The 11,062-nt window shown below is 76.2% G+C and carries 12 protein-coding genes and 1 pseudogene; 8 read left to right on the forward strand and 5 right to left on the reverse strand.

Going from position 1 to position 11,062, the window contains the following annotated elements; genetic code table 11:
* Positions 1 to 122: 122 nt before the first annotated feature.
* The 4 genes from C8054_RS13315 to C8054_RS13330 all read left to right on the forward strand — a co-directional run bounded on the left by C8054_RS13315 (position 123) and on the right by C8054_RS13330 (position 3,922).
* Positions 123 to 1,403, forward strand: coding sequence for a hypothetical protein (locus tag C8054_RS13315; protein ID WP_107157110.1), 1,281 nt, complete (start codon positions 123 to 125; stop codon positions 1,401 to 1,403).
* A 10-nt stretch (positions 1,404 to 1,413) separates the two neighbouring features.
* Complete coding sequence (locus C8054_RS13320; protein ID WP_107157111.1) at positions 1,414 to 2,280, forward strand: PHP domain-containing protein; 867 nt, start codon at positions 1,414 to 1,416, stop codon at positions 2,278 to 2,280.
* Positions 2,281 to 2,311: 31 nt separating this feature from the next.
* The gene (locus C8054_RS13325) at positions 2,312 to 2,926 is read left to right on the forward strand and encodes a MarC family protein (RefSeq protein ID WP_107157112.1); all 615 of its coding nucleotides are present in this window, start codon (positions 2,312 to 2,314) and stop codon (positions 2,924 to 2,926) included.
* A gap of 150 nt (positions 2,927 to 3,076) precedes the next feature.
* Positions 3,077 to 3,922 carry a PD-(D/E)XK nuclease family protein gene (locus C8054_RS13330; RefSeq protein ID WP_233219629.1) on the forward strand — a complete coding sequence of 282 codons (846 nt, stop codon included), beginning with the start codon at positions 3,077 to 3,079 and terminating at the stop codon, positions 3,920 to 3,922.
* A gap of 23 nt (positions 3,923 to 3,945) precedes the next feature.
* On the opposite strand, the gene C8054_RS13335 is transcribed toward C8054_RS13330, so the two are convergent.
* Positions 3,946 to 4,797, reverse strand: coding sequence for an oxygenase MpaB family protein (locus tag C8054_RS13335; protein ID WP_107157114.1), 852 nt, complete (start codon positions 4,795 to 4,797; stop codon positions 3,946 to 3,948).
* A 174-nt stretch (positions 4,798 to 4,971) separates the two neighbouring features.
* Here C8054_RS13335 and C8054_RS13340 point away from each other — a divergent pair, with 174 nt between their 5' ends.
* On the forward strand, positions 4,972 to 5,454 hold the full coding sequence (locus C8054_RS13340; RefSeq protein WP_107157242.1) for a DUF2231 domain-containing protein: 483 nt from the start codon (positions 4,972 to 4,974) through the stop codon (positions 5,452 to 5,454).
* 195 nt (positions 5,455 to 5,649) lie between these two features.
* Here the strand turns inward: C8054_RS13340 and C8054_RS32735 are convergent, their stop codons facing one another.
* A complete protein-coding gene (locus C8054_RS32735; protein WP_233219623.1) occupies positions 5,650 to 6,525 on the reverse strand; it encodes a hypothetical protein in 876 nt (291 codons plus the stop codon).
* A 204-nt stretch (positions 6,526 to 6,729) separates the two neighbouring features.
* Between C8054_RS32735 and C8054_RS13350 the strand changes: the two genes are divergently transcribed.
* Complete coding sequence (locus C8054_RS13350) at positions 6,730 to 6,912, forward strand: hypothetical protein (RefSeq protein ID WP_107157244.1); 183 nt, start codon at positions 6,730 to 6,732, stop codon at positions 6,910 to 6,912.
* A 90-nt stretch (positions 6,913 to 7,002) separates the two neighbouring features.
* On the opposite strand, the gene C8054_RS13355 is transcribed toward C8054_RS13350, so the two are convergent.
* Entirely contained in the window at positions 7,003 to 7,500 is a 498-nt protein-coding gene (locus C8054_RS13355) for a flagellar biosynthesis protein FlgA (RefSeq protein WP_107157115.1), read from the reverse strand.
* Positions 7,501 to 7,583: 83 nt separating this feature from the next.
* On the opposite strand from C8054_RS13355, the gene C8054_RS32740 reads away from it, so the two are divergent.
* On the forward strand, positions 7,584 to 7,913 hold the full coding sequence (locus tag C8054_RS32740; RefSeq protein WP_233219633.1) for a hypothetical protein: 330 nt from the start codon (positions 7,584 to 7,586) through the stop codon (positions 7,911 to 7,913).
* Positions 7,914 to 7,927: 14 nt separating this feature from the next.
* Here the strand turns inward: C8054_RS32740 and C8054_RS33235 are convergent.
* Positions 7,928 to 8,176: pseudogene (locus C8054_RS33235) on the reverse strand (FmdB family zinc ribbon protein); the annotation flags it as partial.
* Complete coding sequence (locus C8054_RS13365) at positions 8,133 to 8,780, reverse strand: 5-formyltetrahydrofolate cyclo-ligase (protein ID WP_107157117.1); 648 nt, start codon at positions 8,778 to 8,780, stop codon at positions 8,133 to 8,135. The pseudogene C8054_RS33235 and the gene C8054_RS13365, both read right to left, overlap by 44 nt.
* 86 nt (positions 8,781 to 8,866) lie before the next feature.
* Here C8054_RS13365 and C8054_RS13370 point away from each other — a divergent pair, with 86 nt between their 5' ends.
* Positions 8,867 to 11,053, forward strand: coding sequence for a diguanylate cyclase (locus tag C8054_RS13370; RefSeq protein WP_199199737.1), 2,187 nt, complete (start codon positions 8,867 to 8,869; stop codon positions 11,051 to 11,053).
* The last annotated feature ends 9 nt before the right edge of the window (positions 11,054 to 11,062 follow it).

Consider the following 11,062-nt stretch of genomic DNA (forward strand, 5'->3'; position numbering starts at 1 on the left):
CCGCGCCTCCCGGCCGGGGCCACGCGGCAGCCCGCCGCCCCGCCGCCCGCCCCGGCCACGCCGCCGGCGGCGACCGCGTCGGCCCCGGTCCGCCCCGCCGCCCCGATCCCGGCGGAGACCCGATGAGCGGCGTCCGGCCTCCCGGTGACAACCGAACCAGCAGCCCGGAGCGTCCACTCCCCGTGGGGGAGGCCGAGCTGGAACGGGCGCTGCGGGAGACGTTCTCCCGCCGGGTCGACACGCCCGCGCCGCGCCGCGTCGACCCGGCGGGCGAGGTGCTGCGCCGGGCCCGCCGCACCGGACGCCGCCGGACGCTCACCGGCCTGGCCCTGGCCGGCGTCGCGACGGTGCTGGTCACCACCGGCATGGTGCATCTCAGCGGGCCGGACGGGCGCGGCGGCACGCCGACCGTGGTGCTCGGCGACCCGCCCGGGCTCTCCCTCTCCCCGCTGCCCAGCGAGCCGACGCCGGTGTACCGGCCGGGCCCGGTCCGCGCCGAACTCGACCTGCTCCTCGGCGGCCAGCTCGACACCAGTGGCGGCCAGCGCCGGGAGCTGACCGGCGTGGACGGCGTCGAACGGGCGCAGCGGATCCACGACGGGGAGGGCTGGCTGCTCACCTCGGCGGCCACTGCCGCCGGTCGTACCCTCTGGTGGGTGTCGGCCGACGGGGGCACGCCGCAGGTGATGCTCGCCGCCGCGGACGCGGTCGCGGTCTCCGCGGACGGCCGGCAGGTGGCCTGGCGGGACGGCCCGGACGTGGTCGCCGCCAGCGTGGTCGCCGGCCAGCTCATCGCGCCCAGCCGGGTGAGCGCGCCGACCGGCGTCGTGCCGGTCGGCTTCACCGGCGACGACGTGCTGATCGCCCAACCCGGCCAGGGTGGCATGAGCGTCTGGCGGCGGGCGATGGGCGGCGTGCCGGGCACCGTGAACCCCGACGTCCGCGTCGTCTACGGCACCCGTCCGGACGGCCGGCTCGTCGCCCTGGTCACCACCGGGCCGGCGCGTCGGCAGTGCGTGGCACTGCTCGACCCGGCACGCGGTCTCACCCCGACCCGGACCGGCTGCGTCGCCGAGCTGGCCGCCGACGGGCTCGGCGCCGTCTCGCCGGACGGGCGGTGGCTGCTGGCGAACGGCACCGGGCGCACCGCCCTGCTGATCGACCTGGCCGACCCGGCCGCCGCGCCGGCGACCCACCCGGCCGGCCCGAAGCTGGTCGGCCCGGTGGCCTGGACCCGGGCCGGTGTCGCGTTGCACGTGGACGCCGCCGGCGGTCTGGTCCGGGTCCGGCCGGAGCGGGTGCTGGCCGGCGAACGCCCGACCCCGTCCACGATCGACGGCATGGCGCCGGGGCAACGACCGGTGGTGGTGGCCGACACCCCCGCACTGCCCGACGGGGCGTAGCGTCGGGCCGGTGAGCGTTCCCGCCCGCATCGACCTGCACACCCACTCCACCGCCAGCGACGGCACGCTCGGCCCGGCCGAACTGGTCCGGGCCGCCGCCGACGCCGGGCTCGACGTGGTGGCCCTGACCGACCACGACACCACGGCCGGCTGGGCGGCGGCCGTCGCCGCCCTGCCGCCCGGTCTCACCCTGGTCCGCGGCGCGGAACTCTCCTGCCGCTGGTCCGGCACCGAGCCGGCGCTCCCGCTGCACCTGCTCGCGTACCTCTTCGACCCGGCCGAGCCGGAGCTGGCCGCCGAACTGGCCCGGGTCCGGCGGGCCCGCGAGGAACGCGGCGAGCGGATCGTCCGGCTGCTCCAGGCCGACGGCATCCCGGTGAGCTGGTCGGAGATCCTGGCCGGGGCGGCCGGCGGAACGGTCGGTCGGCCGCACATCGCGCAGGCGCTGATCCGGGCCGGCCTGGTCGCCACCACCACCGAGGCGTTCGGCAGGGACTGGCTGGGGGAGCGGTACCGCTTGCCCAAGGACGACATCGACGTGTTCCGGGCGGTCGCGCTGGTCCGGGCCGCCGGCGGGGTGGCGGTCTTCGCCCACCCGAGGGCCAGCCGGCGCGGCCGGATCGTGCCCGACGAGCTGATCGCGGCGTTGGCGGCGGCCGGACTGGCCGGCCTGGAGGCCGACCACGAGGACCACAGCCCGGCCGAACGGGAGCACGTCCGCCGGCTCGCCGCCGAGCTGGGGCTGCTGGTCACCGGCGCGTCGGACTTCCACGGCACGCACAAGACGGTCCGGCTCGGCGCGTACACCACCGCCCCCGAGGCGTACGAGCGGATCGTCGCGCTGGCCCGGGGGGTGACCCCGGTCGCTTCAGGCTGAAGCGTTCCGGCGGCGCGGCTACCGTGTCCGCGTGGATCTCAAGCTCTTCGGCGAGGTCTTCGTGACCCTGCTGGTGATCGTCGACCCGCCCGGAATGATGCCCATCTTCCTCGCGCTCACCGGGCCGCTGCCCGCCCGCGACCGGAACCGGGCCGCCTGGCAGGCCGTGGCGCTGGCGCTCGGGGTCATCGTGATCTTCGCGGTGGCGGGGCAGACGATCCTGGCCTACCTGCACGTCGACCTGCCCGCGTTGCAGGCCGCCGGCGGGCTGCTGCTGATACTCGTCGCGTTGGAGCTGCTGACCGGCAAGGCGGACGACCCGAGCCAGCAGGTCACCTCCAACATCGCGTTGGTGCCGCTGGGCACCCCGCTGCTGGCCGGGCCGGGCGCGATCGTGGCCACCATGCTGTTCGTGCAGCAGGCCGGCGGCGTCACCGACTACGTCGCCATCGCGCTGGCCATCGTCGCGGTGATGATCGCGGTCTGGGTGGTGCTGCGTTTCTCCGGCGGGATCGTCAAGGTGCTCCGCCCGGGCGGCATCGAGGTGCTCACCCGGATCGCCGGCCTGCTGCTGGCTGCCATCGCGGTGCAGCTCATCGCGGATGCGATCGCCGCGTTCGTGACCGAATACGTCAACAACGCCTGAGCCTGTCGTCCGGTGTCGGACCGGGGTGGCAGGATCGCAGGCGTGCGACGACCTCCATCGACCGGCCGCCCCGCGTCGAGCAGCCGACCTGCCGGCGGCCGGGCGCCCCGGCCCCGCACCGAGCAGGCCGAGCAGCTCGGCTTCGAGGGCATGCCGGAACGGCTCTTCGTCTGCACCCCCAGCAAGCTCGGCGCCTACGCCGACTGCCCCCGGCGCTACCGCTACGCGTACGTGGACCGGCCCGCCCCGCCGAAGGGGCCGCCGTGGGCGCACAACTCACTCGGCGCCAGCGTCCACACCGCGCTCAAGAACTGGTATGCGTTGGCCCCCGACCGCCGCCGCCCCGAGGTGCTCGGCACGCTGCTCAAGGGCACCTGGGTGCGCGAGGGCTATCGCGACGACGAGCAGGAGCGCGACGCGTTCCGGCGGGCGCTGACCTGGCTGGAGTCCTACGTGGCGGGCCTCGACCCGGCCGACGAGCCGGTCGGGGTGGAGCGGGTGGTGGCGGTGAAGACCGCGGTGCTCGCCTTCAACGGCCGGACCGACCGGATCGACTCCCGCCCCGGCCCCGACGGGCGGCCCGAGCTGGTCATCGTCGACTACAAGACCGGCCGCACCGGGCTCGACGCCGACGACGCGCGCGGCTCGCAGGCGCTCGCGCTCTACGCGTACGCGGCCGAGCGGGTGTTCCGGCGGCCGTGCCGCCGGGTCGAGCTGCACCACCTGCCCACCGGCACGGTCGCCGGGCACGAGCACACCCCCGAGTCGCTGCACCGGCAGCTCACCCGCGCGGAGGACACCGCCCGCGACATCATGGCCGCCGAGCGGGCGGTCGCCGACGGGGCCGACCCCGACGAGGCGTTCCCCACCGAGGCGGGGCCGCGCTGCGGCTGGTGCGACTACCGGCGCACCTGTCCCACCGGCGCGCAGGTCCCCGGCAAGGAGCCGTGGTCCGCCGTCGACCGTCCCGCACAGCCCACCACCGACGCCGGCTGACCCCGGCACCCGCAGCCGCCGGCTCAGGCCGCCGCGAGGCGGGCGGCGCGTTCCTTGGCGGCCTGCTGCAACGGCCCCTCCCGGTAGCGCCGGGGCACCGCCGCCAGCGCGAGCCGCAACGCCCGCACGCCCACCTCCGCCGACAGCGCGGTGGTGGGCAGGCCCAGCCCGCCGTAGAGCCGCAGCGCCCAGGGCGGCAGCAGACCCAACGCGGTGCCGGCCACCCCGAGGTACGCCCAGCGCGGCGGGCCGAGATTCAGGCCGACCCGCGCCGGCAGGCTGAGCTTCCAGGGGATCGGCGGAGCGGTCAGGAACAGCGCGGTCTCGGCCGCCTCGCGGGTCATGCGCAGCTCCGGGCGTACGTCCCGGTAGTAGGCCTCGATCTCGGCGGCGGTGCCCGGCACCCCGGCCGGGTCCAGGCCGACCAGGGCCGCCGCCCGGCGCTGCTCGGTGTAGTAGCCGTCCACCTCGTCGTCGGTCAGCGCGAGCCCGGCCCGGCGGGCGGTGCTCACGAACGACTCGACCTCGGTGACGTGCACCCACCGCAGCAGGTCCGGCTCGTCGACGCGGAACTCCTCGCCGGTGACCGGGTCGGTGGCGCGCATCCGGGCGTGCAGTGTCCGCAGCCGCCGGCCGGCGGCCTCCGCCTCGGCGGTGGTGCCGTAGATCGTCGTCGCCACGTAGGTCGCGGTGCGGACCAGCCGGCCCCACGCGTCGGCGCGGTAGTTGCTGTTCTGCGCGACGCCCGCCATCGCGCGCGGGTGCAACGCCTGCAGGTAGAGCGAGCGCAGGCCGGCGACGATCAGGATCGGTTCCTCGTGCACCTTCCACGTGACCGATCCCGGACCGAACAGGCCGAGGTCCTCGGTGTCCACCGATCAAGAGTGCCACGCCGGACGGACCAGCCCGGCCGGGCTGAGACCGAGGGGGTGCTGCCCGGTCCCGGCAGTCGTGTGAACCGGCGCGGCGTCCCGTGCGTGTGAGCAGGTGTGCGGTGGCGCCGCGTCGTACGCTGGCCGCGCGAATCCGTCCACTCGCCGGAGGTGTCGGTGTTCAGGGAAATCAACGGCCTCCCAGGCCACGTTCTGGTCATCCACGCCGTGGTGGTGCTGGTGCCGCTGCTGGCCGTGCTCACCGTCGCGTACGGCGTCCTGCCCCGCTGGCGGCCCCGACTGGACTGGGCGGTGGCGGCGCTGGCCGTGGTCACCCCGATCGTGGCCTGGGTGGCGACCGAGTCGGGCGAGGAGTTGGAGGAGGCGCTGCGGTCGCGGGGCTACCCGGCCGAGGGCCTTCAGAAGATCCACGAACATGCCGAGTACGGCGAGACGCTGCTCTGGTTCACGCTCGGCCTGGCCGTGGCGGCGCTCCTGCTGCTGCTGTCCACCGCGGGCTTCGCCCGGACCCGGAACCTGCCCCGCTGGCTGCCGCTGGCGCTCACCGCGGTGGCCGCCGTGCTCGCCGTGTTCGCGCTTGTCTACGTCTACCTGACCGGTGACAGCGGCGCCAAGATGGTGTGGGACGGCATCGTCTGACGGCTACGGGCTGCATCTCGCCGCCAGTTACCGTGCGTGACTTCCGGCGAAGGGCCTATCACGTGTGAGCGGTATACCTCAGAGTCATATTTATGACTCTGAGGTATACCGCTCCACGCACTCCAGTGTCGCCGCCCCGACACGCCGGAACACGGCGGCCGGCGCGTCAGTGGTGCGCGACCTCGACCGCCGCCGCTAGAACAGCAGCCGTGAGCAGAGCAGGCACATCAGCAGCACCAGCACCACGCCGACGACCGCGCCGATGCCGTAGGTGAGCTGCTGGGCGCGCTGTTCCGATTGGTCCATGGCGGCCATGTCCTGCGGCGGGAGCTGCCGGGGCGGTGGTGTCCGCACGTGCACCGGCGGTCGCCAGCCGGGGGGCGGCGGCGTGCTCGGCGGCGGCCCGGCGTACCCGCCGGGTGCCGGCCTACCCGCATACCCACCGGTGGCCGGCCCACCCGCATACCCGCCGGTGGCCGGGCTGACGGCGGGCCCGGGCGTGCCGGGCCACTCGCCGCCGGTCGCGGTCCAGCCACCGGTCGGTGCGGCCGGGTCCGGCCTGGCCCAGGGACTCTCCGCCGCACCCGCGCGCGACCACGGGCTCGCGGCCCCCTCGACCACGCCGGCTCCACCGGCCGAGGGCTCGGTCCCGTGCGGCTCGGTCGCGTGCGGTTCGGCGGTGTGCGGTCCGGCCTCGTGCGGTTCGGCGGCGTGCGGTCCGCTTGTGCGTGGCCCGGTCGTGCCGGCCTCGGTGGTGGCGTGCTCGACCAGCTCCGTCCCGGTGGTGGCGTGCTCGACCGGGTCCGTCCCGGTGGTGGCGTGCTCGACCGGGTCCGCCCCGGTGGCGGACCACGTGGCCGTGCCGGCCGCGATCGTGGGCTGTCCCGTCGATCCGGTGTCCGGCCGGTCGGCGTCGACGGTGGGATCTGTCTCCGAGAGCGTTGCGGGGCTCACTCCGGCTGGCGGATGGTCAGCGGGCTGCTCCTCGGGCGGTGTCCCGTCCGGGGCGGCCGGCTGCTCGGGGCGCCGCCAGGTCTCGTCGTCGGTGCTGCCACCACTCGGCGTCGTCACGCCGACCGACGCTACCAACGCCACGGCCGACCGGCCGCCCGACGCGGCGAAGCCCGACCCACCCACGCCGTACCCCACATGCCCCGTCCAGCCCGCTGATTCACGGAAAGCGTGGCTGTCGGGCGCGTAATGACCCCTCTCTCCGGGAATCTGCAGGCGGGGTCACCGAGGGGCGTGACGGACCGCCGGGCGGCGGTATTGTTGCTGCTCGTGACCGAACCCGGCATCCGCGTCCCGCGCGGCGACGACGACCGCGTGGTCGACCTCAGCGACGATCTCGTGGTGCTGCCCGAGCAGACCACCGACGACACCGACCGCGGCTGGGGCGAGCGGCCCGGCGGCGACGACGACTGGCTGCTCGCCGAGCGTCCACCGCACTGGGGCTGACCACGCCAGGTCGGCACCGGCAGGATCCCCGCCGGGGCGGCGCAGGCCGGCTCCCCGCCGGGCGACACGGGCTGGTCCGGGCGGCGGTGGTCAGCCGCGGACGACCACGGCGAAGCGGCTGCCCTCGGGCAGCCCGACCGCGCGCCGGGCCTGCTCGGGCGGCAGAGCCAGGTAGAGCGCGGACGAGCCGTCGACCGCCCCGCCGGCCTCCACCACGTCGAGCACCAGCGCGCGCGGGGCGAGCAGCGTGGGGTCCGGTGAGCCGCCGGCGGGCACCACCAGCAGGTCGACCCGGGCGCCCGGACGCAGCACCGCGAGCGCGGCCGGTTCGGCCAGCCGGATCGGCACGCCCACCGACCCGTCGGGCAGCGGCTGAGGGCCGGCGGACGGTGCGTCGGCGGACGCCGTGACGCCGGTGCCCGCGGACGACCCGGACGGAGCCGACCCGGGCGGACAGCCGGCCGGCGTCCGGAGCACCGCCGCGGCCAACCCCAGCAGCACCGCCACCAGCGTCACCCGCACCAGCGTGCGACGTCGGGGCAGCCCGCGCCAACGCACCGGACGTAACGTCGCCTCCCGACCCGTCACCGTTGCCTCCCGCCGCCGGCCGACCGTTCCGCCAGCAGGCTAGGCGCGCCTGACACCGCCGCGTCGCCCCGTCGCCCACGCCTGTGGACAACCCGGCCGCCCTGTGGACAACCGGTGACGGCAGGCACGGAAGTGGCCGCCCCCGGGGCGGGGACGGCCACGTCGGGTCAGCGCGCGATCAGGAGGAGCTGGAGGCCGCCGGCGCCTTGCTGGCCGACGAGCCGGAGCCCGAGCCGGAGCCCGAGCCGGACGAGCCCGACCCGGACGAGCCGGAGCCCGACCCAGAGGACGAGCCCGAACCCGAGGACGAACCGGACGAGGAAGACTCGGACGAGGACGAGTCGGACTTCCCCGGCTTGCTGGCGGGGCTCGACGCGCTGTCGGAACCGGACGAACGGGAATCCGTCCGGTAGAAGCCGGAGCCCTTGAACACGATGCCGACCGAGTTGAAGAGCTTGCGCAGCCGCCCCTCACACGCCGGGCACTCGGTCAGCGGCTCGTCCGAGAAGGACTGCACCGCCTCGAGCTGGTGGCCGCACGCGGTGCAGGCGTACTGGTACGTGGGCACGTTCTCCTCCGGATCTCTGGCACGGCCGGTCTGGCACTCGTGGTCTTCGAGTGCCAATGGTGCGTCATCGCACCCGGATTCGTCCAGCGGAAGCGCCCGGTCCCACACCCGGCACCGCCACCAGCCCCTCCCCAGGCGTGATCACGCAGTGCACCGGCCGGTCGTGCGGATCGGCGGGCACCGCCGTGATCAGCTCTCCGTCGTGCAGCAGCGCCACCGTCGACACGGTGGCGGGCACCCGGGCCAGCGCGCGGTCGTAGGAGCCGCCGCCCCGGCCCAGCCGGACGCCCCGGCGGTCCACCGCCAACGCGGGCACCACCACCAGGTCCGCGCCGGCCACGGCGGTCCGCCCCCACGGTGGCCCGGTCGGCTCGCGCAGCCCCCGGCCGGCGGCGCGCAGCGACTCCCGCCCGGTGTAGGCGGCCCAGTCCAGGTCCAGGTCGTCCCGGAGCACCGGCAGCAACAGCTCCGCCCCGGGCGGCAGCGCGGCCCGCAGCACCTCCGGCAGATCGTCCCCGCCGGGCTCGGAGGCGACCGGCACGTACGCGGTCATCCGGGCCGGGCGCAGCCGGCGTACCAGGGCGGTCAGCTCGGTCTGGACGGACGCCGCCGCCTCGGCGCGGCGCGGCGCGGACAGCGACCGGCGGGCGGCGAGCAGCGCGACGCGCAGTTCCCGCTTCGCCTCGTGCACCTCATCCGAAAAATCCGGCACGCAACACTCCTGACGCAACGCTTGCCTACCGGTCGCTCTGTGTCAGCATCGCACCAAGGGGCGCGGAACTTCCGGGGGGAAGGCTTTTGACGCTACGCGGGCGGTTGACGGTGGCCTTCCTCGTGGTGGTCCTCGGCCCCGTCCTGCTCGGCGCGTTCTTCGTCGGCGCCACCCTCAGCGCGGTCGACCGCAGCCGCGCCACCGAGCGGCTGGGCCTGGCCGCGGCCGGCGTGCGTACCTCGGTCGACGCGCTCTGCCAGCAACTGCGCGCGGCGGCCGACGCGGTCGCGCTGGTGGCCGACCCGGTCGCCCGGCCGCGCGCCGCCGACCAGGTGGTCGGCCGAGGGCTGGCCACCGCCGTCGTGATCGCCGACGCCGCCGGCCGGACCACCTACGCCACCGCCGGTGGGCCGCCCGGCCCCTGGCAGGACTGCGCCGGCGTGCCCACCGGCCGGGTGGGGGCGCTCGCCGTGCAGGTCCGGCTCCGCGACCCGGCCGGCGCCGACCTGGGCGCGGTCGCCGCCGCGCAGCCCGTCGACCCGGCCTTCGTGGCGCGGCTCGCGGCCGTGACCGGCGTCGACGTCACCCTCCTCGACGGCCCCGGGCAGATCACCCACACGACCGAGGACCCGGGGGTACGCGCAGCGGTGCTGGCCGCCGCCGGCCAGGCGGTCGGGGACGGGGTGGCCGGGACCGGCGACGGGCGGTACGTGCGTCGGGTCGGGCCGTCCCCGGGGCAGCCGCTGCCGTTGGTGCTCTCGGTGCCGGCCCGGCGCCCACCCGTCCTGTTCGGCGCGCTGGCCGCGGCGGTGGCGCTGGCCGCGCTGCTGGCCGTGCTGGCCGCCTGGCGACTGGCCCGGGTGACGACCCGGCCCCTGGTCGAGCTGGCCGGCGCGGTGGACCGGGTGGCGCACGGCGACCTGACCGCGCGGGTGCCGGTCCGCAGCCGCGACGAGATCGGGCGGCTGGCCGCCGCGTTCAACCGGATGATGCGCGAGACCGGCAGTTACGTGGCGGCGCTGACCAGCAGCCGGGACCAGCTCCGCAACCACCTCGTCGTGCTCGGCGACACGCTGGCCAGCACGCACGACCTGCAACGCATCCTGCGGGTGATCCTGGACAGCGCGATCGCCGGGACCGGCGCGCGGGCCGGCGCGGTGCTGCTGCTCGACGGTCACGGCGTGCTGGTCGGCCAGTGCGTCGAAGGGCTGGCCGGGCGCTGGCCGACCGACGACCCGGCGGACCCGGCGACGCTGCGGGTGCCGGTCGGCACCGGCGTGGTGGGCGCGGTGGCCGCCACCGGCGAGCCGGTGCGGGGCCGCTGGACCGCGTCGGACCCGCCGACCGGGGAGCCGACCTGCGAGACGTACGTGGCGGTGCCGTTCGCCGCCCCCGACCCGCGCGGCCCGGAACGTCCCGGGCATCCGCCGGTGGACGGCGACCCGACCGCGCCGCCCAGCGCGGCGCTCGGCGTGCTGGCCCTCTACGACCGGCTCGGCGGGCACGAGTTCGACGACGACGACCTGGTCACGCTGCGCACCTTCGCCGGGCACGCGGCGGTGGCGGTGGAGAACGTCCGGGTGCACGAGGAGGCGCAGCGGCTCTCCCTCACCGATCCGCTGACCGGGCTGTGGAACTACCGCTACCTGCGCGAGTCGATCCGGCGGGAGGTGGAACGGGCGAACCGGTTCGGCCGCATGCTCAGCGTGCTCGCGCTCGACCTGGACCGCTTCAAGCACGTCAACGACACCTGGGGGCACGCCGCCGGGGACGCCGTGCTGGTCGAGTTCGCCCGCCGGGTACGCGGCGTGATCCGCGAGGTGGACCTGGCGTTCCGGCAGGGCGGCGAGGAGTTCGTGGTGCTGCTGCCGGAGACCGACGCCCGGGGCGCCACGATCGTCGCCGAGCGGCTCGGGGCGGTGGTACGGGACCAGCCGGTGCCGGTCGACGGTCACGGCGACGAGCCGCTGCGGGTGCCGGTGACCGTCTCCATCGGCATCGCCGTCTACCCGGACCACGCCGCCGGCGGCCAGCAGGTGCTCGATGCGGCCGACGACGCGCTGTACGCGGCCAAGGCGGCCGGGCGGGACGGCTACCGGATGGCCCCCACAGCCGTCGGAGATCCGGCTCGCACTCAGGAGATTCCGGTGGTGGCCGCCACCGTCAGCCCGCCCGACGGGCTGCCCCGGGCCGGCGCGGCGGACCCGACGGGCGCCGCGCAGGGCGGCGCGTCTTCCGGTCCTCACCCGCCGCGGCAGAGCCGTGGCCGATAGTCTCGCGGC

Source organism: Micromonospora sp. RP3T, assembly GCF_003027925.1.
Classification (GTDB): domain Bacteria; phylum Actinomycetota; class Actinomycetes; order Mycobacteriales; family Micromonosporaceae; genus Micromonospora.